The sequence below is a fragment of the Paenibacillus sp. HGF5 genome, from assembly GCF_000204455.1.
GTDB classification, from domain to species: Bacteria; Bacillota; Bacilli; order Paenibacillales; family Paenibacillaceae; genus Paenibacillus_AQ; species Paenibacillus_AQ lautus_A.
Genome location: NZ_AEXS01000148.1, coordinates 1 through 26,697, shown reverse-complemented (window position 1 = coordinate 26,697; position 26,697 = coordinate 1). Strand labels below are relative to the sequence as shown.

The 26,697-nt window shown below is 51.6% G+C and carries 23 protein-coding genes, 1 pseudogene and 1 riboswitch; of the genes and pseudogenes, 23 read left to right on the top strand and 1 reads right to left on the bottom strand.

What is annotated here, in order from left to right:
- The 4 genes and pseudogenes from HMPREF9412_RS23640 to HMPREF9412_RS23625 all read left to right on the top strand — a co-directional run.
- Window positions 1–584 (top strand): 5'-3' exonuclease (locus tag HMPREF9412_RS23640; protein WP_009594322.1); only part of this gene is annotated, 584 nt, incomplete at its 5' end.
- A gap of 110 nt (window positions 585–694) precedes the next feature.
- Entirely contained in the window at window positions 695–1,009 is a 315-nt protein-coding gene (locus tag HMPREF9412_RS33455; RefSeq protein ID WP_036673321.1) for a hypothetical protein, read from the top strand.
- Window positions 1,006–1,805: pseudogene (locus HMPREF9412_RS23630) on the top strand (ROK family protein); the annotation flags it as partial. The gene HMPREF9412_RS33455 and the pseudogene HMPREF9412_RS23630, both read left to right, overlap by 4 nt.
- A gap of 281 nt (window positions 1,806–2,086) precedes the next feature.
- The gene (locus HMPREF9412_RS23625) at window positions 2,087–3,112 is read left to right on the top strand and encodes an HRDC domain-containing protein (RefSeq protein WP_009594317.1); all 1,026 of its coding nucleotides are present in this window, start codon (window positions 2,087–2,089) and stop codon (window positions 3,110–3,112) included.
- Window positions 3,113–3,265: 153 nt separating this feature from the next.
- On the opposite strand, the gene corA is transcribed toward HMPREF9412_RS23625, so the two are convergent.
- The gene (corA, locus tag HMPREF9412_RS23620; protein ID WP_009594304.1) at window positions 3,266–4,201 is read right to left on the bottom strand and encodes a magnesium/cobalt transporter CorA; all 936 of its coding nucleotides are present in this window, start codon (window positions 4,199–4,201) and stop codon (window positions 3,266–3,268) included.
- Window positions 4,202–4,643: 442 nt separating this feature from the next.
- Window positions 4,644–4,772, top strand: a riboswitch (SAM riboswitch).
- 132 nt (window positions 4,773–4,904) lie between these two features.
- Between corA and metA the strand changes: the two genes are divergently transcribed.
- The 19 genes from metA to HMPREF9412_RS23525 form a co-directional block, all read left to right on the top strand.
- Window positions 4,905–5,822 carry a homoserine O-acetyltransferase MetA gene (gene metA, locus HMPREF9412_RS23615; RefSeq protein WP_009594301.1) on the top strand — a complete coding sequence of 306 codons (918 nt, stop codon included), beginning with the start codon at window positions 4,905–4,907 and terminating at the stop codon, window positions 5,820–5,822.
- 24 nt (window positions 5,823–5,846) lie between these two features.
- Window positions 5,847–7,031, top strand: a complete 1,185-nt coding sequence (locus tag HMPREF9412_RS23610; protein ID WP_009594320.1) for a PLP-dependent transferase — start codon at window positions 5,847–5,849, stop codon at window positions 7,029–7,031.
- The gene (locus HMPREF9412_RS23605; RefSeq protein WP_009594321.1) at window positions 7,028–8,248 is read left to right on the top strand and encodes an aminotransferase class I/II-fold pyridoxal phosphate-dependent enzyme; all 1,221 of its coding nucleotides are present in this window, start codon (window positions 7,028–7,030) and stop codon (window positions 8,246–8,248) included. The genes HMPREF9412_RS23610 and HMPREF9412_RS23605 overlap by 4 nt, the downstream gene beginning before the upstream one ends.
- A 165-nt stretch (window positions 8,249–8,413) precedes the next feature.
- On the top strand, window positions 8,414–9,547 hold the full coding sequence (mqnC, locus tag HMPREF9412_RS23600) for a cyclic dehypoxanthinyl futalosine synthase (protein ID WP_009594303.1): 1,134 nt from the start codon (window positions 8,414–8,416) through the stop codon (window positions 9,545–9,547).
- A gap of 261 nt (window positions 9,548–9,808) precedes the next feature.
- Entirely contained in the window at window positions 9,809–10,714 is a 906-nt protein-coding gene (locus tag HMPREF9412_RS23595; RefSeq protein ID WP_009594305.1) for a putative sporulation protein YtxC, read from the top strand.
- Between the two features lie 464 nt (window positions 10,715–11,178).
- Window positions 11,179–13,116, top strand: a complete 1,938-nt coding sequence (gene thrS / locus HMPREF9412_RS23590; RefSeq protein WP_009594316.1) for a threonine--tRNA ligase — start codon at window positions 11,179–11,181, stop codon at window positions 13,114–13,116.
- A gap of 105 nt (window positions 13,117–13,221) precedes the next feature.
- Window positions 13,222–13,968: a 3D domain-containing protein gene (locus tag HMPREF9412_RS23585; RefSeq protein WP_009594309.1), complete on the top strand. Its 747-nt coding sequence runs from the start codon at window positions 13,222–13,224 to the stop codon at window positions 13,966–13,968.
- A gap of 132 nt (window positions 13,969–14,100) precedes the next feature.
- Window positions 14,101–14,301, top strand: a complete 201-nt coding sequence (locus tag HMPREF9412_RS23580) for a hypothetical protein (RefSeq protein ID WP_009594314.1) — start codon at window positions 14,101–14,103, stop codon at window positions 14,299–14,301.
- A 199-nt stretch (window positions 14,302–14,500) separates the two neighbouring features.
- Window positions 14,501–15,613, top strand: a complete 1,113-nt coding sequence (gene liaF, locus HMPREF9412_RS23575; protein WP_009594319.1) for a cell wall-active antibiotics response protein LiaF — start codon at window positions 14,501–14,503, stop codon at window positions 15,611–15,613.
- Window positions 15,614–15,618: 5 nt separating this feature from the next.
- Window positions 15,619–16,701 (top strand): sensor histidine kinase, encoded by a 1,083-nt coding sequence (locus tag HMPREF9412_RS23570; RefSeq protein WP_009594296.1) that lies wholly within the window; start codon window positions 15,619–15,621, stop codon window positions 16,699–16,701.
- 19 nt (window positions 16,702–16,720) lie between these two features.
- Entirely contained in the window at window positions 16,721–17,374 is a 654-nt protein-coding gene (locus HMPREF9412_RS23565; protein WP_009594299.1) for a response regulator, read from the top strand.
- A 162-nt stretch (window positions 17,375–17,536) separates the two neighbouring features.
- A complete protein-coding gene (locus HMPREF9412_RS23560; protein WP_009594315.1) occupies window positions 17,537–19,195 on the top strand; it encodes a S1C family serine protease in 1,659 nt (552 codons plus the stop codon).
- Window positions 19,196–19,325: 130 nt separating this feature from the next.
- Window positions 19,326–20,012: a response regulator transcription factor gene (locus HMPREF9412_RS23555; RefSeq protein WP_009594308.1), complete on the top strand. Its 687-nt coding sequence runs from the start codon at window positions 19,326–19,328 to the stop codon at window positions 20,010–20,012.
- Between the two features lies 1 nt (window position 20,013).
- On the top strand, window positions 20,014–21,471 hold the full coding sequence (locus tag HMPREF9412_RS23550) for a sensor histidine kinase (RefSeq protein ID WP_009594302.1): 1,458 nt from the start codon (window positions 20,014–20,016) through the stop codon (window positions 21,469–21,471).
- Window positions 21,472–21,523: 52 nt separating this feature from the next.
- Window positions 21,524–22,474, top strand: a complete 951-nt coding sequence (locus HMPREF9412_RS23545; RefSeq protein ID WP_036673324.1) for a 4-hydroxy-3-methylbut-2-enyl diphosphate reductase — start codon at window positions 21,524–21,526, stop codon at window positions 22,472–22,474.
- Window positions 22,475–22,724: 250 nt separating this feature from the next.
- A complete protein-coding gene (locus HMPREF9412_RS23540; protein WP_009594311.1) occupies window positions 22,725–23,681 on the top strand; it encodes an ABC transporter permease in 957 nt (318 codons plus the stop codon).
- A 31-nt stretch (window positions 23,682–23,712) separates the two neighbouring features.
- Window positions 23,713–24,609 (top strand): carbohydrate ABC transporter permease, encoded by an 897-nt coding sequence (locus tag HMPREF9412_RS23535; RefSeq protein ID WP_009594306.1) that lies wholly within the window; start codon window positions 23,713–23,715, stop codon window positions 24,607–24,609.
- A gap of 79 nt (window positions 24,610–24,688) precedes the next feature.
- Window positions 24,689–26,359 (top strand): extracellular solute-binding protein, encoded by a 1,671-nt coding sequence (locus HMPREF9412_RS23530; RefSeq protein WP_009594297.1) that lies wholly within the window; start codon window positions 24,689–24,691, stop codon window positions 26,357–26,359.
- 78 nt (window positions 26,360–26,437) lie between these two features.
- On the top strand, window positions 26,438–26,697 hold a 260-nt coding region (locus tag HMPREF9412_RS23525; RefSeq protein WP_009594307.1), incomplete at its 3' end, for a response regulator.

Sequence of the window (26,697 nt, the reverse complement as noted above, 5' to 3'; positions counted from 1 at the left end):
CGGAATGCCTCGGGATCCCGAATCTGGGCGTCGTGGGTTATGAGGCCGATGACTGCATCGGTACGCTTGCCAGACGGTTCGGCGATAGCATGAACGTCATGATCCTGTCGGGCGACCACGATTTGCTTCAGCTCGTGAACGATTCGACTTCGGTCATCATTATGAAAAAGGGGCATGGCAATTATATGCACTATACCCCGGAGACGCTTTATGCCGAAAAGGGGCTTTCACCAAGACAGGTGATCGATGTAAAAGGCCTGATGGGAGATACGAGCGACAATTATCCGGGCGTACGCGGGATCGGCGAGAAGACGGCAGTCAAGCTGATCCAGGAATATGAATCCGTGGAGGGCATCCTTGCGAATCTCGATTCATTGACCAAAGGGGTTCGCACCAAGATCGAAGCGGATCTGGAGATGCTGCATCTGTCCCGGGCCCTGGCCGAAATTCATTGCGAGGTTCCGATGGAATGCGAGCTGGATTTGTGCCGCCTGAGCGTGGATCACGAACGTGCGTTAACCAAACTGGAGGAGCTGGAAATGAAGAGCCTCGGCCATCTTTTTGGGGTGGCGGTAGTTTCCTAGCCGCTTCGATCGAAGGTGTCGTACCGGAGACATCCGCAAGCAGGCCGAGGCGCTTCTTCAATTCATCCGGAAGCCTGAAATCAGCGCATATCACGGTGGCTGGATCGTGTTTGTGGAGCCGTCGTCGTGACCATGACGAAAATGCTCGGCTCGGGATGCCGGAATGGCAGTCGATAAAAACATCACTGCTGTCCAGCATCAGTGCCTTTATACTGGGATTAGCGGCGGCACGCTGGATGTCCCGGCGCGCGTTTGTCGGCAGAACGGCCGGCGAAATGCCGCGTCTCGGAACGGGGCAGAGGCAGGGAAAGAGGCAGGCAGACTTGACGGGAGCACAATGTTTACATATGCTTCGAATAGAGCTTGTTAGCAACCATATAGAGAACAAGGCACAGCACATCGTGGAGAGGATGGAAGAAGCATGAGTTTACTTGGAGCAATTGAAGCAGGAGGAACCAAGTTCGTTTGCGGCGTGGGTACGGAGGATGGAACGGTTGTGGAGCGAGTGAGCTTTCCGACGACAACCCCTGAAGAAACCATGGCAAACGTCTTTAACTTTTTTGCTGATAAGGATATAGAGGCGATCGGAGTCGGTTCGTTCGGACCGATTGACCCGGTGAAAGGCAGCCCGACCTATGGCTGCATTACAACGACGCCGAAGCCGCATTGGAGCAATTACAATATCGTCAAAGCATTGGAAGGGCGTTTTGACGTTCCAATCGGATTTGATACGGATGTAAACGGAGCGGCTCTTGGAGAATATACGTGGGGGCGGCCCAGGGACTGGACAGCTGTCTTTATATCACCATCGGAACGGGAGTAGGAGCAGGCGCCGTGGTATCCGGCGAACTGATTCACGGCCTGTCCCATCCGGAGATGGGGCATATTTACGTCCGCCGTCATCCGGAAGACAAATATGAGGGGACCTGTCCTTATCATGCAGACTGTTTGGAGGGGCTTGCTGCGGGACCGTCTCTTGGCAAACGCTGGGGTGTTCCCGGCGTGGAATTGACGCCGGATCATCCGGCTTGGGAGATGGAAGCTTATTATCTCGCTCAAGCGCTGATGAATTATGTCCTCATCTTGTCCCCTCAGCGAATCGTGATGGGTGGAGGCGTGATGAAGCAGGAGCAGCTGTTCCCGCTGATCCGCACGAAGCTTCAAGAGCTGCTGGCAGGATATGTTCAGCATCCAAGCCTTCATGACGGGATCGATCAATTCATCGTTCCGCCGATGCTCGGCGATAATGCGGGTCTCTGCGGCGCATTGGCATTGGCCAAGCTGGCAGTGGATGAAACCAAGAGCATTCAAGCTTAGCCTGATTTCTTATATAGGGAAAGTTTAAAATGGATTGGATTCTATTACAGATTATGGTATTATAGTTTCAACAGTATAATGTATGGAACGAAGGAAGCACCTTTCTTGCCGCTGCGCGGAGGAGAGGTGCTTTTTTGCGTTGTTCCGCCTTTATGCTGATTGCGTAAACGGGAGGTTATCGAGGGATGCAAATTGTGTTCATGAATCGGATGAGCGGAGCGGATGAGTCAGGTCATCTCCGTTCGGCTCAAGTATGGATCGGCGAGGAAGAAGGAGGATGGAGGCTCGGCTGGCGGAATATGGAACCGGACGGTGAAGTTTCCGATGACGAGTGGTATGAAGGCAACTCATGGAATGAGCTGCTGTGCGTGTATCGGCATCAGCTTGCGAAGAAGCTCGGAGAGGGCTTCCGCCCGCTAATCGAAGGGGTATTCCATGAACCGGGAGAGACCGGGAGCAAGAATCTCGGCACTCAGAAGCTGCAATGTTACAGCGAGCTGTATGGATCGGAGGAGCTGTACACGGAGCTGTGCGCCTGGCGCAGGAGAAAGGCCGCATCCGGAAGAAAAGCGCCCTATTTCATTGCCAGCAACCGGGTGCTGCGCATGATCAGCGCCTTTGTTCCCCAGAGTGAGGAAGAGCTGCTGCAGCTTCCGGGAATCGGGGTTAGCAAGGCTTCGGAGCACGGGGTGGAATGGCTGGAGATTACGACGAAAACCGAGCGAACCACAACGTTTCCACTGGATTGGGTGTATACGCAGCTGCCGGAAGAGGAATTCTTGTCCTGGCTGTATAAACAGAAGGAACAGAGATATCAGCAGGAGCTTGAACGCTTCCGAACCCGCCGTGCGATGCTGATTGGCATAGCCGAGGGCGCTTCGCTGTCCGAGCTTGAAGCGCGTACCTCGCTGTCGCGTCGGGATTTGGTCGAGGAATTGGAAGGGCTTGAGAAGGAAGGCTATGATACGGAGCAGCTGCTCCAGGTCGAATTGAACATGATGACGGCTGCGGAGCAGGAAAACGTATGGAAGGCGTTTGAAGAGTTGGGCGATACGTTTCTTAAACCTGTGTTACAGCGGGTATACGGACAGGGACAAGCCGAGAACGCAGAAGCAGAAGAGCTGGGGGGGACGGAAAGGCTGTATGAACGGCTTCGTCTCATACGGATCCGCTTTCGGCGGGATCAGCCCGGCAAAGCGAATGCCGGTTAATCTGCCTTAAACGAAGTCAGGACGGATTCTCCCCGTTGCAAGGAGATCCGTCCTGATGCTAATTCGCCGTGCTTGTAGATTAGGTTTTAGTTGCGGCGGTTCGTATGAACCGCTGTGTTCCGGCCAGTACTCTCCTCGTTTGACCAGGGTGTCTCATATCCAATCCTTTTTACGGAACAGATAAAACATGAGCGCGCCGGCAAAAACCATGATGCCGATAACCACATAATAGGAATATCTCCAATGAAGTTCCGGCATATACTCAAAGTTCATGCCGTAGATGCCCGTAATCAGCGTCAATGGAATAAAGATCGTTGTAATAGCGGTAAACACGCGCATGATTTCATTGGCCCGATTGGCGATACTGGATTGGTAGGCTTCCCGAAGGTTCCCCATGAGATCCCGATAGGTCTCGAACGTTTCGGAAATTTTAACGGCATTTTCATAGATATCGCTGAAGTATTTCTGCAGCTGGTCATCGATCAGCCGAAGATCTTTTTTGTTGAGCGTATTGATAACTTCCTTCTGAGGGCCAAGCACCTTTTTCAACCAAAGAATCTCACTTCGCAGACCGATGATCTCGCTGAGGTGGGATTTTTTGGTATGCATCAGAATGTCTTCCTCCAGCTTTTCAATTCTCGCTTCTATTCGGTCCCCTACGGAGAAGTAGTTGTCCGTGACGAGGTCGATCAAGAGATAGAGGAAGCGGTCAGGCGTGCTGACTTCATCCTCCCAGAGAAGCGGTTTGACGGTGCGAAGCTCATGGATCTTTTGCTTGGTCACCGTAATAATAAAATGCCTGCCCAGGAAAACATTCAATGCCCGAAGGAAAATCTCTTCGTCGTCAAACCGGATGCTGTTCACGACGATAAAATAGTGGTTCTCGTATATTTCAATTTTGGGACGCTGCTCCTCTTCGCTGAGGCAATCCTCAACGGCAAGATCATGCAGGGAGAAGAGGGGCTGCAGTTCGGCTAAATCATCCACGTCCGCATCCAGCCAGTAGAAGCCGCTGGCCGGAGCTGTCAGCGTCATTTCGATGTCATCAACAGGGGTAAAAACGCCCGAATCGACCAACCGGATTTTCATCTGATATCACTCCTTTGTCTAATCCAAGCTGCTTAAGTCAAGCAGTTAAGGCACAGGATATCAGCCCACCGGTGTACGGGCATAAATCGAGGAAGGTTAGAATACGATAAAAAGCGCATGAAAAATAACGCTGCCCTCTGCCGGTAAGCTGATCTTGATCCTATGCGGTTGTGCGTCTTGTGCATCCAGTTTCTGGCTCGGGTCACCGTCCATCTTCCATGTCACCTCTTTCATACTCGGTTTTAAACAGCACTTGTCTAGTATAACGCCGGGTGTAGGACCTTTCAAGTGAAATCCGGAGCTGTCCAAGGGCCATGATATAGGGTATGGAAACCTTTGGTGAAGTGTGACAAACTCATGAAAAGGTTCTTGACGAAAAATTGAGGATGATTTAAAGTAGGTATCAATTACGAAACAATTCCAAACAACTGAATAAAGCGAAATCTTATCAAGAGCAGGTGGAGGGACTAGCCCTATGAAACCCGGCAACCGGCGGCAACATCGCACGGTGCTAATTCTTGCAGGAGATACGACGATTGTATAAGCCGTCGTATAGCCTGACAGATGAGAGAGGCGCATTGTGATACGTATATGATGACCTTTCTCTACTTCGAGAAAGGTCTTCTTGCGTTTATACAGTCTAACGCTCTTTCTCACAGCTTTATGGATGTATCATTTCATATTTCGAAGGAGTGAGCCTCAGATGCCAATTAAAATTCCGGATGCCCTGCCGGCAAAGGAAGTTCTGGCTGGAGAAAACATTTTTGTCATGGATGAGAGTCATGCGTTTCATCAGGATATCCGCCCGCTGCGGATTGCGATCCTCAATTTGATGCCAACCAAGGAAACGACGGAGACCCAGCTGCTGCGATTGATCGGCAACTCCCCGCTCCAGGTGGATGTCGTCCTTCTTCACCCGAGCTCACACGTATCGAAGAATACGTCGGCCGAGCATTTAAAATCATTTTACAAAACCTTTGAAGAAGTGAAGAACCGTCGTTTTGACGGCATGATCATTACTGGAGCTCCAGTCGAGCAGCTGGAGTTCGAAGAAGTGAATTATTGGGATGAGCTTACTGAAATTTTTGAATGGACCAAGACGCATGTGACCTCTACGCTCCATATCTGCTGGGCATCGCAAGCCGGGCTTTATTATCATTACGGCGTGCCGAAATACAGCCTCGAGGAAAAATGCTTTGGCGTATTTCCGCATACGATCAATGAAGCGTGTACCAAGCTGCTCCGCGGATTTGACGAAATGTTCTTTGTTCCGCATTCCCGTCATACGGAAGTTCGGCGCGAAGACATTGCAGGCGTGGATGATTTGGTCATCCTGTCCGAGTCCGAGGAAGCAGGGATTTATTTGGTATCCAGCCGGGACGGCAAGCAGATTTTTGCCACAGGGCATTCCGAGTATGATGCGGACTCCCTGAAATGGGAGTATGACCGGGACGTTGCCAAAGGCATGGACATTGCGCTGCCGCGCAACTATTATCCGAACGACGATCCAACAAGAACGCCTCCGTCCATATGGCGCGCGCATGCAAACTTATTATTCACTAATTGGCTCAATTACTATGTATATCAGGAAACGCCATATGATATCGGTCCGCAAATTTAACCGCGTACGGGAGGAGAGTTTGTGATGGAGAAGAAACCTTTGAATATAGAGAGCCGGCTGGCACAGATCGGATCGGTGCAGGAACCGGTAACGGGAGCAGTTAATTTTCCGATTTATCAGGCTACGGCATACCGCCACCCTAAATTAGGCCAGAGCACGGGGTTTGATTATGCCCGCACCAAGAATCCGACCCGTTCGGTACTCGAGGATGCCTGCGCCGAGCTGGAATCCGGTGACGCCGGCTTTGCCTGCAGCTCGGGCATGGCGGCCCTACAGACGATTTTTGCGCTGTTCGGTCAAGGCGATCACCTGATTGTATCGCTCGATCTGTACGGAGGGACGTACCGGCTGCTGGAGCGGATCATGTCCAAGTTCGGGGTAACGGCGACCTACGTGGATACAAACGACTTGGATGCGCTGGAAGGATCCAGACAACCGAACACGAAGGCCGTATTTATCGAAACGCCGACGAATCCGCTCATGATGATTACGGATATCGAAGCCGTCTGTACATGGGCAAGACGCCATCAATTGATCAGCATCGTGGATAATACGCTGCTAACCCCGTATTTCCAGAGACCCATCGAGCTTGGGGCGGATATCGTCATACATAGCGCCACCAAGTATCTGGGAGGGCATAACGATGTGCTGGCAGGCATCATCGTGACGAAGGGCAAGGAATTATCCGAGGAGATGGCCTTCCTTCATAACTCCATCGGGGCGGTGCTGAGTCCTTCCGATTCCTATCAGTTAATGAGGGGTATGAAGACGCTTGCGCTTCGCATGGACCGGCACGAATCGAATGCAACCGCGGTGGCAAGCTTTTTGACAACCCACCCGGCGATCGGCAAGGTGTATTACCCTGCTCTGCCGGATCATCCGGGGCATGAGATCCAGAATCGCCAATCCAGCGGCAACACGGGCATCTTCTCCTTCAAGGTGAAGGACGCCCGCTATGTCGAGCCCGTGCTGCGCCACATCAAACTGATTGCATTTGCAGAAAGCCTCGGAGGCGTCGAGTCCCTAATGACATACCCGGCGGTCCAGACCCATGCGGACATCCCGCTTGAGATTCGGGAAGCGATCGGCGTGGACGACCGCTTACTCCGGTTTTCGGTCGGCATCGAGCATGCGGATGACCTGATCGCGGATTTGGATGCTGCGCTGGGCGCGGCTATGGCAGAAGTGGAAGGGAGCACGGGAGCATGAGCATCGATAAAGGTCCATCCGGCTTGGAAACGCAAGCTAAGCAGGTATCAGCAAAACGCGGACACGATGAAGAACTCCGTTTCGAGACGAAACTATTGCATTTCGGCGGGGAAATCGACCGCGCAACCGGCGCTTCAAGCGTTCCGATCTATCAAGCCTCGACGTTTCATCATGAAGACGTCTTTAACCCGCCGCTGCACGATTACAGCCGATCCGGCAATCCGACGCGGCAGGCGCTGGAAGATTATATCGCCCTCTTGGAAGGAGGCGTTCGCGGCTTCGCTTATGCTTCCGGCATGGCGGCGATCTCCAGTTCGTTCATGCTGCTGTCCGCGGGCGATCACATGATCGTGACGGAGGATGTATACGGCGGAACCTACCGCCTGCTGACCAGCATACTGAGCCGTATGGGCATCGAGAGCACCTTCGTCGACATGACCGATCTGGATCAGGTGAAGGCGGCCCTCAAACCGAATACAAAAGCGGTTTATATGGAAACCCCTTCGAACCCGACCTTGAAAATTACCGACATCGGCGCCGTCACGGATTGGGCGAAGGAGCAAGGCCTGCTTACCCTGCTGGACAATACGTTCATGACGCCGTTCTATCAGCGCCCGATCGAGTTCGGCGTGGATATCGTCATCCACAGCGCAACCAAATTCCTTGGGGGACACAGCGATGTGCTGGCAGGTCTCGCCGTAGCCAGAACCCAGGAGCTGGGAGACCAGTTGAAACAGCTGCAAAATGGTTTGGGCACGGTGCTTGGGGTCCAGGATTCCTGGCTCCTTATGCGGGGCATGAAGACGCTCAGCACTCGGATGGCCCACTCCGAGCAGAGCGCGGCCAAGCTGGCGGCCTGGCTGCAAGGGAGAAGCGACATTGAGCAAGTGTATTATCCCGGCCTCTTGAATCATCCGGGACGGGAAGTCCATGAGAAGCAGTCGAGCGGTTACGGCGCGGTCATCTCCTTTGACGTCGGCTCAGGCGAGCGTGCGAAGCAGGTGCTGAACCGCGTGAAGCTGCCGCTGGTAGCCGTCAGCCTGGGAGCAGTGGAGAGCATCCTGTCGTATCCGGCGATGATGTCCCATGCGGCCATGGGCGAGAAGGTTCGGCATGAGCGCGGCATTACCGACGGTTTGCTCCGCTTCTCGGTCGGACTGGAGGATGTGGATGACCTGATTGCCGATTTGGACCAGGCCTTTTCTACCAGCAACTAAAGATTTTTAAGAAGCAATGAACCTCATCTGAAGATTTGCCAAATCATAGAATTCGGCATCCTGTCACGGACGGGATGTCGTTTTTAATGGCGGAATGTGGTAGGATGGGATAGACGAAGTTTTACTGGTGATTTGTATTTTGTGTTAAGTAGGGAGGCTGCAAGAATGAGTGCGGTAAACCGTATATTGGATAAAGCTTTACGCGGTGAGCGTTTAAATTTGGAAGATACCGTGACCCTTTTTGAGAGTGATGAGATCGAGAAGATTGGCCATGCGGCGGATGTGATGACCAAGCGCCTGCATCCGGATCCCATCACGACGTTTGTTATCGGCCGGAATATCAACTATACCAACATATGTGACGTATTCTGCCGTTTCTGTGCTTTTTATCGCAGACCCGGCTCTTCCGAGGGCTATGTTCTGTCGGATGAGACGATTTTCCAGAAGATTCAGGAAACCGAGGACGTGAACGGCACTGAAATTTTGATGCAGGGCGGAGTCAATCCGGATTTGCCTTTCAATTATTATACGGATCTGCTTCGCAACATTAAGAAGCGGTTCCCTAGCATTACGATGCATTCCTTCTCCCCGGCGGAAATCATGAAGATGGTGGAGATCTCCGGGCTCACACTCGAAGAGGTGATGCGCGAGCTTCACAGCGCGGGTCTGGATTCGCTGCCGGGCGGCGGCGCGGAGATTCTGGATGATCGCATCCGCAAAAAAGTCAGCCGTTTGAAAGGTACATGGCGCCAATGGATGGATGTCATGCAAACGGCCCATAAGGTCGGAATGAACACGACGGCTACCATGGTCATCGGTCTTGGCGAAACGATGGAAGAACGGGCGCTGCACATGCTTCGCGTACGTGACGCACAGGATGAATGCATCCAGAACGGGTATGACTCCAAAGGCTTCCTGGCCTTCATTCCGTTTACCTTCCAGCCGGACAACACGAACCTCAAGCGCGAGCGCGAAACGCCGGAAGCGTACCTGAAGACGGTAGCCATCGGCCGGCTTGCGATCGACAACGTGCCGAACCTGCAATCGTCCTGGGTAACGATGGGGCCTGAGATCGGCAAGCTGTCGCTCAGCTACGGCTGCAACGACTTCGGCAGCACGATGATGGAGGAGAACGTGGTGTCTTCCGCAGGCGCCGTGTACAAGGTCAACATTGAGTCGATTATCCAATTAATCCGCGAGACCGGCAACATTCCGGCTCAGCGCAACACCCGGTATGATATTCTTCGCGTGTTCGAGGATAACAGCACCGTGGAGCGCGACTTCGTGATGCAGAACTAATCGCATAACTTATAATCCGCAAGACGGGCCGACTCGGCCCGTTTTTTATTTAGATATCAGAAAATATAAACTCCAAAGCACGAACCTTCCTGATATCGCAATAAGAAATTACTGAAAAGAGCTGCAGGCCTTCATAAAATGTGCGTTGATAAACATTTTTAATATGCGCGCCGGGACTTGCTTGTTTTTCCAAGCAGGAGTTCCGTATATCCCCGAGCGGGTCCCCATATACTGAAAAGGGAACTCGAAAGGAGTGATTCCATGGAACTGTTCAGCATTTCTGTCGGTACGCGGACGGAAGACGAGAAAAAGGCGTTCCACCGCATATTGTCAGACAAGCAGAAAGAGCTACATAAACAGTGCAAGCCGCTCAAATTCACATTCAGTGCTTCGAATGACCGCGTGATTTGGACGTGCTCCGGCAAGCTTCCGCTGTCTTCGTGGACCGCATCGGCCGACACGCTGCGCCGGCTTGCTGCCGAAGCAGTCACGGCTTACATTCTGGAGGAGAAGGAGCAGGAGATTGCTGCACGGTTAATGTTCTCGGAATTCGAGTTTGATGATGAGGAAGAAGCAGGGCGGATCTTGCAATGGTTTTTGATGCTCCTGCAAAAAGAAGACGGCCCGTCCGGAGATTTCTGGCAGAGCCGCAAACGCAAGCTGTCCGAAGACATCTATCAATGCCTTAACGAGGCGCCGGAGCTCAATCTGGACGGTTTCATGACCTTCCGGCTTCGGTCCTATGAACAGGAGCTTCGCGAGATGGCCGAGTACGCCGTGGATGAGTTCATGCTTGATCAGCAGTATGAGGAGTTCGTAAGCCTGCTGAAATATTTCGTTTATTTTCAGGAGCCCAAAATGCCGCTGGTTCACGTCATTCATAAAGGGGAAGAGGACTTTTTGCTGCTGGACGGCAATCTTCGCCCGATCGAACGCCCTCGTGACGACGGACTGGTTATGGAAAGGCTGGACCAGGAGATGGAGATTGAGGATATGGTCGTCAGCACGCTGATTTCGGTATCTCCGGCCCGCTTGATTATCCACACGAGACAGCCGGAGCTTCCCGTCATCGCAACATTGGCCCATATCTTTGATAACCGCGCCGAAGTATGCTGCAGCTGTCCGGAATGCAGCGCGCTTCTTGGAAGCGGACGAATGATGACTTGACGCACCGAAGCGGTCAGGATTATAATTACTGATAAATTCACGTAAAAGCTCTGACAAAGACATGAATCAATCCGGATCCGACCGCTCAGAGAGAGGAAACCTCGGCTGCAATTTCCTCCGGTTCGCCATTGATTTACCCCTTTGTAGCTGTGTCGTCGAACCCGCAAGTCATCAAGAATGCGGATGAGTAGGCTTCACCGGTTCATGACCGTTACTCAATGCTGATGAAGGATCTTAATCGATTATGTACCGGGTACATAAGAGGATGGAGAGATCGAATTAGGGTGGAACCACGGGTATAACACTCGTCCCTTCGCGGGACGGGTGTTTTTTTGCATGTTCCGGTATCCTTCGCTGAAGTCCAGGCGGGCTTATGAACAGCCCAAGGCCTTGCTTCGAGGGGAGACTAACGCGTCCTTCATATATGGAAGAAACGTGAAAACTTTTTTGGGGAGGAATGCAAGGTGGCTATTAGCATTAAACTGCCTGACGGCTCCGTACGGGAGTATGAGGCTGGAAGCAATATCGAGGATGTGGCTGCGTCGATCAGCAGCGGACTGAGAAAGAATGCCGTTGCGGGAAAAATGGACGGGATCGTCGTGGATCTATCCACTCCGCTTCAGGACGGCGCGCTGATCGAAATCGTAACGCAGGATACGCCCGAAGGGCTTGAGGTGATGCGCCACAGTACAGCGCATTTGCTGGCTCAGGCAACCAAGCGTTTGTATGGACAGAAAGAAGTCAAGCTTGGCGTAGGGCCGGTCATCGAAGACGGCTTCTATTACGACATGGACCTGGAAGAGCCTTTGAATCCGGAGGATCTGCAGAAGATCGAGAAGGAAATGGAACGCATTATCGGCGAGAACCTCCCGATCGTCCGCAAGGAAGTGAGCCGTGCGGAAGCGCTGCGCATTTTCGGCGAGCTTGGCGATCCATACAAACTGGAGCTGATCAACGCCCTGCCGGAGGACAGCATCATCACGATTTACGAGCAGGGCGAATTCTTCGACCTTTGCCGTGGACCGCACGTCCCTTCAACCGGCAAAATCAAGGTGTTCAAGCTGATGAACGTGGCAGGCGCATACTGGCGCGGCGACAGCAAGAACAAAATGCTTCAGCGTGTTTACGGTACGGCGTTTGTGAAAAAAGCGCAGCTCGACGAGCATCTTCGCCTGCTGGAGGAAGCCAAAAAGCGCGACCATCGCAAACTGGGCAAGGAATTGCAGATGTTTACGTTCTCTCAGCTCGTTGGACAAGGCTTGCCGATCTGGCTGCCTAACGGCGCGAAACTGCGCCGTACCCTGGAGCGTTATATCGTGGACATGGAGGAACGCCTGGGTTACCAGCACGTGTACACCCCTGTACTCGGAAACGTGGAACTGTACAAAACCTCCGGTCACTGGGAGCACTATCAGGAAGACATGTTCCCGAAAATGGAAATGGACAACGAGGAGCTTGTCCTGCGTCCGATGAACTGCCCTCACCATATGATGGTATATAAGAGCGATATGCACAGCTACCGGGATCTGCCGATCCGCATTGCGGAGCTTGGCATGCAGCACCGCTACGAGATGTCCGGCGCACTGACCGGCCTGCATCGCGTGCGCGCGATGACGCTGAACGACTCGCATATTTTCTGCCGTCCGGATCAGATCAAGGAAGAGTTTGCCCGGGTCATTCAGCTGATCATGACGGTCTACAAGGACTTCGGCATTCACGACTATCGCTTCCGTCTGTCTTACCGGGATCCGCAGGATACCGAAAAGTACTTCCAGAACGACGAAATGTGGGAAATGTCCCAGCGCATGCTGCGTGAAGTAGTGGAGAGCCTGGACATGCCGTTCTATGAAGCGGAAGGCGAAGCTGCCTTCTACGGACCGAAGCTTGACGTTCAGATCCGCACGGCACTGGGCAAGGAAGAAACGCTGTCCACCGTTCAGCTCGACTTCCTGCTGCCTGAGCGCTTTGAGCTGGAATATGTCGGCGACGATGGCCAGAAGCACCGTCCTGTCGTAATCCACCGCGGGATTCTGGGCACCATGGAACGCTTTACGGCATTCTTGCTTGAGAATTTTGCAGGGGCGCTGCCGTTGTGGCTTTCCCCGGTACAGGTCAAAGTCATTCCGGTATCCAACGCCTTTGAAGACTACGCCAAGGAAGTGGCCGAGAAGCTTCAATTCGCCGGTATTTCCGTCGAGCCGGATCTTCGCAACGAGAAGCTGGGCTACAAGATTCGCGAAGCACAGCTCGAGAAGATTCCATACATGTTCATCGTTGGCGAGAACGAGAAAAGTGCCGGAGCGGTTTCCGTCCGCAAGCGCGGCGAAGGGGATATCGGGGCCCAGCCGCTGGACGAAATCATCCTCAAGCTGCGTGAAGAAATTAACACCCATGTAGTTTAGTTTTGCCGTAAAAGTTAAGTAACCGAGGAAACATGCAGACCTCTGCCATGACGTATATTCTATTCGAGAAGTGGGAACCCTCGCTAGTAAGGGGGAGGTATTCACATGATCCAATGGAAAACATGGCAGAGGTTTTTTGCTGGTTTTATTTTATCAGCCATCTTGTTCAGCGCAGGCTCTACGGCAGTAGAGGCCCGCAATTTGATTCTAAGCGAATCCTACGAATCGACGGACACCCGAAATGTGTATGATCCGTCAGAGGAAATACATGGCTCCGATTACGTTGAGATGTCTCGCTTCTATGCGCTACGCGTGGTGGGTTTTAGTGATATGAATAGATATTTGGAGGTTCCAAGTACGGGGCCAAAGACCAGCGAGCCCGGCAAGAAACGCGAGTCCATGCCGGTGCTTGCCCCAAGGGAGGACCAGGTGCTGCATACGGTGAAGGTAACCGCTACGGGATACACGGCAGGTTACGAGTCGACCGGGAAGAAGCCGGGACATCCCCAGTATGGAATCACCTACTCCGGGGTGAAGGTCAAGCGGGATCGAAATACGCTGTCTACGATTGCCGCGGATCCTGATGTATTCCCGCTCGGCAGCATTCTCTATATTCCCGGCTATGGGTATGGGATCGTAGCGGATATCGGGTCAGCCATCAAGGGCCAGAAGATTGACCTCTATTTCTCCACCACCAAGCAGGTGTTTAAGGAGTGGGGGAAAAAGGACGTTGAGGTGCAGGTCATTAAAACCGGAAGCGGCAAATGCACGGAAGCCATGCTGAGAACCTTGGAGGACGCGATTGAGACCTATCGTTTCCTGCCTTCATCCGTGCTGGAGGAAGCCATTTAGGGTAATTTTGCTGCGCTTCTATGGCAGTAAACATTTAAGAATAATGACACCCTGTTCATCACATACTACTTTTCGGGGGCCAAACCCCTGAAGAGGATGATGGTATCGCAAATGAACAGGGAGGTGAATATTGTGGCTAAAAAGAACAAGGTGCAAGAGAACTTTAAAACACCTAACGAAAAGTTTAACGCTGAGTTTGCTGAAGAGACCAGCATCGCCAGCAACCCAAAAGGGAACTCCAAAGTACAGGAGAACTACAAAAAACCGAACGAGAAGTTTGACGCTGAGTTTGGCGATCTGAACACACCAGGGGACCATTCTGCAAACCGTTAAGGTGTAGATGTCAACGCCCGTTCGTGCAGCAATAAGACCTCCGCTTAAAGCGGAGGTCTTTTATTATGGAATCATATCCATTTATATCCAGGGACTCGGTCTCGAGACCGAGATCAACTTCATTCCACCGCCGCTAACCCGTTCATCGCAATATGTTGTACACTGTAATTAAGAAAAAATAGAACTGGAAGGCTAGGGGATGACCATGAGTAGAAAAGGATGGAGCCAGCTTAGCAATGGATTGCTGCTCATCGGCATTGGTGTGGTGTTTCTTCTAAATCAGCTCGATATTATACATGTGGACCTTGGTTATATATTCTCGACATTTTGGCCGGTGTTCATCATCTGGTTCGGGCTGCAAAGCTTGATTTATGCCCGTGGCGGAGCATTGTGGGGTTCGATCGTACCGATCGTGATCGGATCATACTTTCTCGGAAGAAATCTGGACATGGTCCATTTCTCTTTCGGCGATTTGATCAAATACGCGATTCCGATCATCCTGATCGGGTACGGATTGCAGGTTATTTTCAAACCGAAGGATCATACGCCGCCGCCATCACCGCCAAGTCCGGATGATTTCGGCTCGCATCGTCGGGACGATTACGATATCCCGGAGCCGCCTGAAGCGCGTCCGCTGGAATCCTCCCTGGACGAAGAATTCGAGCGAAGATTCGGCAAGCCAGACAAGGCTGACAAGGCTTATGAAGAGCCGGAGTTCGAATCAAGGGACTCGCACGATTCAAGCAAAGGGTACCGCTGGCAGGGACAGCAGCATGAGCGCCCGCGCCAGGAACGACAGGACCGCAGCAAGTTCAGAGTTCATGTGGATTTTGACGATAACGGCAAAAGCTACGGCGACGGATCGGAATATAAGGACGAACACCACCATCATCAACATCAACATCATCATCACCAATCCTGGCATAGCCATGATACGGTGAACAAGTCCTCTTTTATCGGGGACGTGCACATGGGGAAGGATTATTTCCAGCTGAAGCCGACGAATATTTCGCAGTTCATCGGCGATACGGTACTGGATCTGACCAAAGCTCAAATCCCTTACGGCGAAACGAAAATCAACATCTCGGCGTTTATCGGGGATGTCAAGGTGTTCGTTCCGAACGATTCGGACGTCGGCATTCATGTCACGACCAATTCCTTCATCGGCGATATGAAGGTGCTTGAGGAATCCCGGAGCGGCTTTATGAGCAATGCCGGCCTGGAAAGCCCGCATTACAGGGAAGCGGGCAAGAAAATTCGAATTACCGTGAGCGTATTTATCGGTGACGTCAAAGTGAATAGGGTAGGTTAATCGATATGATGGGGATATTGAAAAATACCAAATGGGTGATATTGTTTTACTTTCTGTTGATCGGAGCCGGGGTTGCTGTTTTCCTGTACACAGCAAACCAATCCGGCTACATACATATTGAAGATAACCGGCTGTGGGTGTATTACACGGTCGGTGTACTTCTGTTTACGGGGATTGCGGGATACATCGCGGGACAGCGCATCCAGCGGCCGCTGGATCTGCTTCATCTGAACATGCTGCAGGTTGCCAAAGGAAATCTGAACGTACGGCTGCCTGCCATGGAGGACGGGTCTTTTGCCAGAGTGTACGATGAGTTTAACGGGATGACGGAAGCGCTGGAGAAGAAAATGAAGCTGCTGCAGCGCCTCGGCGAGCAGGATGTCATTGAGAAGGAGATTGCCGCGGAAGCCGCTGTCCTCGAGGAAAGGCGCCGGATGGCAAGGGATCTGCACGATACGGTCAGTCAGCAGCTGTTTGCGATCCACATGTCGGCTTCATCCCTTCCGGCGGTACTGAAGCGAAATCCGGAGCACGGGGACAAGGTGCTCGGCCAGTTGATCGAGATGTCCCATGTGGCGCAGAAGCAGATGCGGGCGCTGATTGCGCAGCTTCGGCCCGTGGAGCTGGAAGGCAGAACCCTGGAAGAAGCACTGGAACGGTGGTTTCCGGATTACTGCCGCCAAAACGGCCTGAAGGGCATGAAGGATGTCGAGCTCTACGGCGGGGTGTCGGATGCGATTGAGCATCAGCTCTTCCTGATCATCCAGGAAGCGGTGGCTAATATCGTGAAGCATGCCGGTGCGGGCCTTGTCAGCATGTCGCTTCGCGAGGACCAGAAACGCGTGATTTTAAGCATCAGCGATGACGGTGTCGGCTTTGACGAAGTGGCAGGCAAGCAGGGATCGTACGGGCTGTCGACGATGCGCGAACGGGCCGAAAAGCTTGGCGGACAGGTCGATATTATAAGCAAGAAGGGCGCGGGAACGACGGTGCGCGTGAATATTCCGTTATTTGAGGCCGAGGGCAATACCGGAGCGGCGGAGGAAGAGAACAAGGATGAGGAAGTGCTGGCTGAGCCAGTGGAATAGAGAGGGGACAACAATCATTATGGGTACGATTCGGATATTGCTGGCTGATGATCATGATATGGTTCGCATGGGGTTAAAAACATATTTATCGTTGGATCCGGGGTTTGAAGTGATCGGAGAAGCAGCGAATGGCCAAGAGGTCGTTGATATGCTGAGAAACGGGGAGGAGGCCGACCGGCCGGATCTCATTCTAATGGACCTGATGATGCCGGTGATGAACGGGGCGGAGACCACGCGCGCGGTTATGTCCGAATTCCCGGATCAGAAGATCGTGATTCTGACCAGCTTTCTCGAAGACGAGCTTGTGGTCGAGTGCATTGAGGCGGGGGCAGTCAGCTACGTGCTAAAGACGGTTTCGGCTGACGAGCTCATTTACGCCCTTCAGGGAGCGTTCCGGGGGATGCCGGTCATGACCAAAGACGTGTCGGAAGCACTCACCAGGGGAATCCGCCGGCATATGGTGAACGGGGATGAATCCGGGCTTACCGAGCGGGAGAAGGAAGTGCTGCTCCTGATTGCCGAAGGCAAGAGCAACAAAGAAATCGGCGAAGAGCTGCATATCAGCATCAAGACGGTTAAAACCCATGTCAGCAATCTGCTGATGAAGTGCGAGCTGGAGGACCGGACGCAATTGGCGATTTATGCCCACCGGAAGGGCTGGGTCAAAATATAGCAATATGTTCTTTTGGTGAGGTATGACCGGGAAGCGTCCCGGTTTTCTTTTTATCTGCCTTTTAATTGTTTTTAAGGTACTATTAAGGTTTATAGTACACAATAAGAACAGTTAATCAATTAGACCACTTGGAAGCAAGTGATTTTAATAGGAGGTAGACCAATGGACGACCAAAGAAAGCGTTACGGGTACCCGGATGATGAGGGAATGAACAGCGAAGCGAATAACAATGAAGCAACGAGACGTGAGGAAGCATCCACGGAGAATTCTTCTTATTACTATTCTTACGGACCGTTCCAGTCCATATCGAGTAACCGCGACGATGAGAAAACGGAACGGCCTTACCAGAGCCGGGAACCTCAGGAGGTGGAGGTTACCGCTCCGCAGCCCGTAAAACCGATTCCATCCTCCAGTTTCTCGCAGGCCCATTCCTCCGGAAGCCAGGGCGGCGGGGGGCCTGTGGATTCCATGAAAAGAAACAAAGAGTGGAACTACAGCCAGAAGCCCAAAAATTCCGTCAAAACCGTGCTGTTGTCTTTCTTGGCAGGCGTCCTCGTCATTTCGAGCCTGATGTTTGCCGCTGACCGAACGAATCTGTTTACGCCGGATGCGGCGTACTCATCGGAGCCAGCCCAAGAAACTTCGGCTAACGTCGAGGATAACGGCGGAGATAACGGCGGAGCTACTACCGCATCAGCGATGATTCCATCGAATCCTGGCGACGTATCGGCAGTGGTGGATCAGGCGAGTCCGGCCGTCGTGCTGATCGAGACGCTTGTAAACAGCAGCAATAGACAAAGCACGAATCCGAACATGAACGACCCGTTCTGGTACTTCTTCGGCGGCGGTCAATCGAGCCAGGAAGGCAATGGCGGAAACAGCGGAAACGGTGGAAGCAGCAACAACGGAGGTCAGGAATCCCAGCTTCAGCCTTCAGGCATCGGCTCGGGTTTCATCTTTGAGAAGTCGGGATACATCTTGACGAACGAGCATGTGATCCATGGCGCAGATGTGATCCAAGTGACGGTACAGGGTACCAAAAAGCCTTATGAAGCGAAGCTGCTCGGTTCCAGCTATGAGCTCGATTTAGCCGTTTTGAAAATCGAAGGGGCGGATTTCCCATCGGTACAGCTAGGTGACTCCGACTCGCTGAAGGTTGGTGAATGGCTTGTTGCCATCGGGAACCCGCACGGTTTTGAACACACGGTTACCGCTGGTGTACTTAGCTCGAAGGAACGCGAGATCGATATTCAAGGCACGAACGGCGAACAAGACCGCAATTATGAACACCTTCTCCAGACCGATGCTTCGATTAATCCGGGTAACTCCGGCGGGCCGCTTCTCAATCTGAAGGGCGAGGTTATCGGAATGAACGTAGCCGTCAGTGCGGAAGCGCAAGGGATCGGATTTGCGATTCCGTCCAGCACGATTAAGGAAGTTGTGGAATACCTGAAAAACAACGAGGAAGTGCCGAAAGAGCCGGTTCCGTTCATCGGGGCCAGCCTGGGAACGGTCACTCCGCAAATTGCCCAATCCCTGGGTACGGACGTGAAGGAAGGTTCTTACGTTGACAGCGTCGTGTTCCGTTCGCCGGCTTATGAAGCGGACCTGCGCCAATATGATATTATTGTGGGTGTGGATGGTACCAAATATCCGACCGCGCAGGACCTGATTGAATTGATTCAATCTAAGAAGGTAGGAGACAAAATCACGCTGAATGTGGTTCGTAACGGCAAGAACATGGACCTAGCGCTAACGATCGGCGACAAGAACGATTTTGATCTAACCCAACAGCAGCAACAACGGCAACAGCAGCCGTAACCCTGGATAGGCGTGACAACAAGCGGAAGGGACCGTTCCCTTCCGCTTGTCTTGTCCTTGAGGCGACCGATATAATGGGATTGTAACGTCGTACTAAATATAACGCTAAGAAGATAGAGGAGATGCCGCTATGCGATCCCGGATTTTGATTGTAGACGATGATGAGAAGATTATTTCCATGCTGCGCAGAGGGCTTGCGTTTGAGGGCTATGACGTCCTGACCGCATCCAACGGAGCAGAAGGATTGAAAGTGATATTGAGTGAGGACCCGGATGTCGTCGTTCTGGACGTAATGATGCCTCAGGTCGATGGATTTGAAGCGCTGCGCAGACTCCGGGAGGGCGGAAGCACGATACCGGTGCTGATGCTGACGGCAAAGGATGAGGTGGAGAACCGGGTAAAGGGGCTGGATACCGGAGCGGATGATTATCTGGTCAAACCCTTTGCGCTGGAGGAGCTGCTTGCCCGCGTCCGGGCTTTGCTGCGCCGTAAAACCGGAGATGATACCTCTAACCACCGACTGACCTTTGAGGATCTCGTGATGGATACGGATGCGAGGGAAGTCATTCGAGGCGGGCAGAGACTGGAGCTCACTGCCAAGGAATTCGAGCTGCTGCACCTGTTTATGCAAAACCCGAAGCGGGTGCTGTCCCGCGATTTGATTATGGATAAAATATGGGGCTATGACTACAGCGGGGAGTCGAATGTGCTGGAGGTTTATATCGCCATGCTCCGGCAGAAGACCGAGGAACATGGAGGTAAACGGCTGATCCAGACGATCCGCGGAGCCGGCTATATTTTAAGAGGAGATAACTAGCATGTCCATTCGGTTAAGACTGACAGCATGGTATACCGGCATTTTGTTCGTGACACTGCTGATATTCAGTTCGGCGGTGTATGGCTTTGTCCATTTGTATACGTACGAGGAGTTGAAGCAGCGATTAGTGCAGGAAGCCAATAAGATTGGTTACACGTCATCGTCAGTTGCCCTTCTACCGGATCGTTCCTCTGCGATTAATGCGGAGGCAGCTGATTTATACGTACAGCTTTATACGTTCTATAATGGATCCATCTGGAGATCCGGCAACATGGAGTTTAGTGGCTTGCAATTTGAAAATCCGACTCTTGAAAGAGCATTAAGTATGACCAAACCCGGAGAGTTCAAACGATTTTCGTTTAATGGAGCCTCCTTTATAGTATACGAATCTCCTGTAGTTGAAACCAACTCAAGGAAATTATTCGGATGGCTTCAAATCGGTGTAAGTACACGCACCATCGAGCAAACCCTGGACAGACTTCAATCCATCCTCATCATGGGCTCGGCAGCGACACTCGTGATCGCTTCAACATTAGGTTTATTCCTGGCCCGGAAATCCATGAAACCGATCGGCAAGGTTACGGAGGCAGCGGAGCAGATCCAAAAAGGCACCGACCTTAGCGTACGGATCGAATACGACGGGCCGGAGGACGAGATCGGTCAGCTTATCGGCACGTTTAACGGGATGCTTGAGAGGACGGAGAGCTTCTATAAAGAGCTTGAGGATGCCTATGCGGCGCAGCGGCGCTTCGTATCGGACGCTTCCCATGAACTTCGGACCCCGCTGACTACCATCCGGGGCAATGTGGATCTTTTGCAGAAAATGTGGACGGTTGCTCCCGGCGAGAGAGCGGATATAGACGAGAAAATGATCAAACAGATCTCGGTCGAAGCGGTAGGCGATATATCCGATGAAGCGAAGCGAATGAGCCGGCTGGTGAACGATATGCTGTCTCTGGCGCGGGCCGATACCGGCCAGACGTTTGAGCTGGACCCGGTGCCGCTCCAGCCTTTGGTTGAAGAGGTTGCACGGCGCGCTCATTTCCTGGAGAAAACCGCAGAATGGCATGTCGGAGAGCTGTCTGTCCTGAACGGTGTTTATGTGGAAGGAAATAAGGATTATTTGCAGCAGATGCTGTTCATTTTTATCGAGAATGCGTTCAAGTACACGCCTGAGGGCGAGGTTAGTCTGGATGTTGTTCTGTACAAGGGTCAGGTAGGCTTGCGGATTTCGGATACGGGAATCGGTATGGATAAGGATGAGGTTCCGTTCATATTCGAACGCTTCTACCGTGCGGATCAGTCGAGAGGCATCACGAGCGGAACCGGACTCGGGCTGTCCATCGCCAAATGGATCATCGATGAGCATAAGGGCTCTGTCGAGGTCGTCACCCGAAGAGGGGAAGGCAGCACCTTTATCGTCTGGCTCCCCGTCGTCTTTGCTCCTCCCCTGGAATAGGGTATAATAGACTAGATCGCTTATGGATTACTACGGAAAGCAGGTGGGGATCATCGAAGTCTTGAAAATATCACCGAGAGGTTATTGTTACGGTGTCGTCGACGCCATGGTCTTGGCGCGTCAGGCGGCGCAGAATCTGGATCTTCCTCGGCCTATTTATATATTGGGCATGATTGTGCATAACAGTCATGTCACGCAATCCTTTGAGGACGAAGGCATCATTACCCTGGACGGTCCGAATCGGATGGAAATTCTGAGCCAGGTGGAGAGCGGAACCGTAATCTTTACCGCACACGGGGTCTCTCCCGAAGTACGCAAGCTTGCGCGGGATAAAGGGTTGACCACGCTCGACGCCACTTGCCCGGATGTGACGAAAACCCATGATCTGATCCGGGATAAGGTAGCCGACGGATATGAGATCATTTACATCGGGAAGAAGGGGCATCCCGAGCCGGAAGGGGCGATCGGGATCGCACCGGAACATGTGCATCTGATCGAGAAGGAAGAAGAAATTGAACAGCTTCAGGTGAATTCGTCCCGAATCATCATCACGAACCAGACCACGATGAGTCAATGGGACATCAAGCATATCATGAAGAGTCTGCTCGATAAATTCCCGGGAGCGGAGATTCATAATGAAATTTGTCTTGCAACGCAGGTGCGTCAGGAAGCGGTAGCCGAACAAGCCGGTCAGGCGGATTTAGTTATCGTGGTAGGAGATCCTCGCAGCAATAACTCGAACCGTCTTGCGCAGGTATCCGAAGAGATAGCAGGAGTACCGGCCCACCGTATTGGCGATGTGACGGAACTCAAGCGCGAATGGCTTGAAGGAGTAGGCAAAGTGGCAGTTACATCAGGGGCATCAACACCGACTCCGATCACGAAGGAAGTCATCGCCTATTTGGAACAGTATGAACATGATCAGCCGGAAACTTGGGAGATCAAGCGTACGGTGAATATGAGTAAATTGCTTCCGCCTGTTCGGGTGAAGAGCAAATCATAATTAATGCCATCAGAAGCTTATTTTTCAGACCCATCGCAATGATGTTTGCGGTGGGTCTTTTTACGTTTATGGAAAGCAATCGCACCTATCATTTCACCCTCGCAAATATTCCATGCCGTGTAAGCGTTTCAATTCTCGATTGAATACTATCATTTTTCGTTGAATAGGCAAATGTTTATATTCGATCGTTTATTCTACAATGTTAGACATCAGGTAAACTTCATGGCATAGAACACACGGGGGGTTGGACATGGCGCAAATATCCGTAGAACAGGAACCTGTTCCGAAACGGAAGAAGGAAAGCTTATTGCTTCGCTTTGCTAAACAATGGGATATACAGTTAATGGTGCTTCCTGCACTGGCACTCGTTTTTGTGTTTAGCTACATACCGATGTACGGTATTTTAATGGCTTTCCAAGACTTTAACATTTTCAAGGGGATGGGCGACAGCCCGTGGGCCGGATTCAAGCATTTCGAAATGTTTTTTGAATCGCCGGAATTTATGACGGTCATGAGAAACACGATCGTCATCAGTTTGCTCAAGTTTCTTATTGGATTTCCGGCACCGATCCTGCTGGCGCTTATGCTGAACGAAGTTCGGCATATGTTCTTCAAGAGACTGGTGCAAACGGTCAGTTATCTTCCGCACTTTCTGTCCTGGGTTATCGTCTCAGGCTTTGCGATTTCGCTCTTATCAACGGATAACGGCAGCGTAAACATTTTGCTGCAGAAGCTGAATTTGATCGAAGAGCCGATCAACTTCCTGTCGCTACCGGAATATTTCTGGGGAATTCTCGTAACGACAGGGGTATGGAAAGAGATTGGATTCTCCTCCATCGTATACTTGGCGGCGGTTGCCGGGGTTGACCCCCATATGTATGAAGCGGCTGACATGGATGGCGCAAGCAAATTCAGGCAGATCTTCACGATTACGCTTCCATCGATCATGCCGGTCGTCGTTATTTTCATGATTCTTGCCATTGGTAACTTGCTGACTGCAGGCTTCGAAGACATCTTGCTCTTGGCTAAGAACCCGGTATTGCGAGAGGTATCCGACGTTATCGACACATATGTCTATCGAATAGGTATCGAAAACTCCCGATTCTCATATGCAACGGCCGTAGGCTTGTTTAAAGCGGTGATCAGCGTCATGCTTCTGACGATTGCCAACTTGATTGCACGCAAATCAGGAAACAGCTTATGGTAAGAGATCATTATGAGGAAGGGAGCGGGTAATAGTGGTACGTCTAGCATTTGGTGACAAAGTGATGATGGTCATCATTTATATCTTCTTGGCATTCTTGGCCTTTGTAACGTTTTATCCGTTTTGGAACGGACTAGTCATTTCATTTAACTCTGGTTCAGATACGGCAATGGGGGGCGTTACCTTCTGGCCCCGTGATTTTACGCTTGAGAATTACGGCATCGTGTTTCAGGATAACCGGTTGCTGAATGGTTTCAAGATTTCGGTGCTTCGTACCGTGATCGGAACGATTTCCTCCATATTGGTAACCTCCATCTTCGCTTACGGGATGACCAAGAGGGAACTGATCGGCCGCAAATACTACATGATTATGTGTATCGTAACGATGTATTTCGGCGGCGGCTTGATTCCGACTTTCATGCTCGTTCGGGGTTTGGGTCTGATGGATTCCTTCTGGGTGTTCATTATCCCGAGTTTGGTAAGCGTGTGGAACATGATCATCTTCCGGACATTCTTCAACGGCCTCCCAAGCGGTCTTGAAGAGTCCGCCAAAATCGACGGCTGCGGCAACTGGGGCATTTTCTTTAAGATCATTCTGCCTCTGTCCGGTCCGGTCATCGCAACATTATCGTTGTTTACGGCGGTTTCCCATTGGAATGAATGGTTCTTGCCGAGTATCTACATCAATAACGAGAACTTGCTTCCGATTCAGACCATGCTTCGTCAAATATTGAACTCCAATATTATGTCTGAACAGATGAGCAACCTGGATTCCGCTTCGCAGGCGGTGCTCTCCCGGATGCAAAGCGTAACCTCCAAGTCGTTGTCCATGGCAACCATGATGGTGGCAACGCTTCCGATTATTATGGTGTATCCATTCGTACAGAAGCACTTCGTTAAAGGTGTTCTGGTAGGTTCCCTGAAAGAGTAGGGAAAACAATGCGTGTTGTTTGAAGCCTTAAGCTTTAGACATAAATATCAAGTGTAAAAACGAAAGGGGAAATTAGAGAATGAGGTTGAGAAAGAAATCGCTGACCACGTCCATGACGGCTTTGCTTGCGGCAGCGCTGATGCTTTCTGCATGCGGCGGCGGCGGTGGAACCAAGACTGCGGATCCGGCGCCTGCAGGCGAAAACGGAACCAGCACGCCTCCAACGGAGGCATCCGACAAGTTTGTGCTTGGCGAAACACCGCTTGAGTTCAGTTTCTACGGCCATTATAACGAGTACACCATGCCGCCATGGGGACAAGACGAATCTTCGAAATGGATTAAAGAGAACAAGAAGGTAACCGTCAACGCGATCCATTCGCAAGGTAACGCACAGCAAAAATTCAATACCATGATCGCATCCACGGAGCTTCCGGATGTGATGTGGATGGACCGTGGTCCGGACGTAGAGAAGCTGCGTCAAGCCGATATGCTCGTACCTTTCGATGAATATCTTGATAAATATCCTAACCTGAAAGAGTGGATGGGCGACGAAGGTCTGAACATGCTTCGCTCTCCGGACGGCAAGCTGTATCAGTTCCCGAACTGGTATACGAACCAACCGAACGGTAATGCAGGTTATGTTGTAAACAAGAAGATTTACAAAGAGCTTGGCGAGCCTAAGCTGGAAACGACGGATGATCTGTATGAATACCTGAAAGCCGTCAAAGCGAAATACGGCGATCAAGTGGTTCCTTATGAGCCGCACGTACAAGGTCAAGGTATCGAGGTGCTGTACTCTGCATTTGCAGAAAACGCTCTGACTCGTTGGATCAGCATCCGCGGTGTGCCTAACGGTGATAAGCTGACTTCGATCTTTACGGATCCGATTTTCCGCGAGTCGATGCAGTATTCCGCGAAGCTGTTCCGCGAGAAATTGATTTCTCAGGATGCCATGACCCAAACGGCTGACCAAGTAAAAGAAAAAGTGAACACGGGACGCGTTGCTGTGTATGCCGCTTCGAGCCCGACGGAAAATGCAATGAATGCCCACGCTGAATTGACGGCGAAGGATCCGGAAGCCGGTTACTTCATGATCTGGCCGATTCACAAGGAAGGTCTGGACAAGAACAAGATCTTCCCTGGTACTTATACGCAATTGGGTTGGAACGTAAGCGTAATTACGAAATCCGCTAAAGATCCCGAAGCGATTTTCGCATTCTTGGATTGGTACACAGGTCCTGAAGGCCAAAGCGTTCTCATGTGGGGGCCTCCAGGAGGATATTGGGACGGATTTGAAGAGGATGGCGTAACACCGAAGTTCACCGAGAAATATGTAACGGATGCTGCCGGTCTCGGCAAGCTGCAAGCCATCACAACGAATCTTCACTGGAATGGTAACACCGTGTTTGTTGATACAGCGAAAGCGAAATACGAGAGCACGTTGCCGGAAGAGCAGCGCAACTGGTCCACTCGCTGGCAATATGAAATCACTTGGAAAACTCAAGCCAATGCTACGGAGTACATTAACCTCGATCCGGCTCCGGACAGCGAGGAAGGAATTATCCGTCAACGCGTAGAAGATATCTTTACGGAATCCAGAGCGAAAGCCCTGTACGCGAAGGATGATGCCGAAGTATTGGCAATCCTCGACAAGGCTGAGGCCGATGCTCAATCTGCAGGATACGATAAGCTGCTTGCATTCAAAACAACGAAATGGCAAGAAAACGTTACGAAAATGAAAGGCCAATAATAATTTTTGCTTAAACCAAGAAGGGTATGCTGCTTATGCAGTATACCCTTATCGGAATTTATGGGGGAGATGATACCCGTGTATAAAGTGCTGCTGGCAGACGACGAAATACTGGACCTAGAGGGCATGAAAAGCTTTATTCCATGGGAAGATCTCGGAATGAAAGTGATCGATTCGGTCAATAACGGCTTCGCTGCTTGCGAGGTGCTCGAAAGAGAGAAGGTCGACATCCTCGTTACCGATGTACGCATGCCGAATATGACCGGGCTTGAGCTTGCTCAGCGGGCACTGAAACTGCAGGAGGAACTCCGGATTATCTTCGTAAGCGGTTACCAGGA

Bases quoted from the DNA above. Each gene is read 5' to 3' on its own strand.
- HMPREF9412_RS23625 (WP_009594317.1), top strand. From the start codon at position 2,087: ATGCAAATTGTGTTCATGAATCGGATGAGCGGAGCGGATGAGTCAGGT.
- corA (WP_009594304.1), bottom strand. From the start codon at position 4,201: ATGAAAATCCGGTTGGTCGATTCGGGCGTTTTTACCCCTGTTGATGAC.
- metA (WP_009594301.1), top strand. From the start codon at position 4,905: ATGCCAATTAAAATTCCGGATGCCCTGCCGGCAAAGGAAGTTCTGGCT.
- HMPREF9412_RS23610 (WP_009594320.1), top strand. From the start codon at position 5,847: ATGGAGAAGAAACCTTTGAATATAGAGAGCCGGCTGGCACAGATCGGA.
- HMPREF9412_RS23605 (WP_009594321.1), top strand. From the start codon at position 7,028: ATGAGCATCGATAAAGGTCCATCCGGCTTGGAAACGCAAGCTAAGCAG.
- mqnC (WP_009594303.1), top strand. From the start codon at position 8,414: ATGAGTGCGGTAAACCGTATATTGGATAAAGCTTTACGCGGTGAGCGT.
- HMPREF9412_RS23595 (WP_009594305.1), top strand. From the start codon at position 9,809: ATGGAACTGTTCAGCATTTCTGTCGGTACGCGGACGGAAGACGAGAAA.
- HMPREF9412_RS23585 (WP_009594309.1), top strand. From the start codon at position 13,222: ATGATCCAATGGAAAACATGGCAGAGGTTTTTTGCTGGTTTTATTTTA.
- liaF (WP_009594319.1), top strand. From the start codon at position 14,501: ATGACCATGAGTAGAAAAGGATGGAGCCAGCTTAGCAATGGATTGCTG.
- HMPREF9412_RS23570 (WP_009594296.1), top strand. From the start codon at position 15,619: ATGATGGGGATATTGAAAAATACCAAATGGGTGATATTGTTTTACTTT.
- HMPREF9412_RS23565 (WP_009594299.1), top strand. From the start codon at position 16,721: ATGGGTACGATTCGGATATTGCTGGCTGATGATCATGATATGGTTCGC.
- HMPREF9412_RS23560 (WP_009594315.1), top strand. From the start codon at position 17,537: ATGGACGACCAAAGAAAGCGTTACGGGTACCCGGATGATGAGGGAATG.
- HMPREF9412_RS23555 (WP_009594308.1), top strand. From the start codon at position 19,326: ATGCGATCCCGGATTTTGATTGTAGACGATGATGAGAAGATTATTTCC.
- HMPREF9412_RS23550 (WP_009594302.1), top strand. From the start codon at position 20,014: ATGTCCATTCGGTTAAGACTGACAGCATGGTATACCGGCATTTTGTTC.
- HMPREF9412_RS23540 (WP_009594311.1), top strand. From the start codon at position 22,725: ATGGCGCAAATATCCGTAGAACAGGAACCTGTTCCGAAACGGAAGAAG.
- HMPREF9412_RS23530 (WP_009594297.1), top strand. From the start codon at position 24,689: ATGAGGTTGAGAAAGAAATCGCTGACCACGTCCATGACGGCTTTGCTT.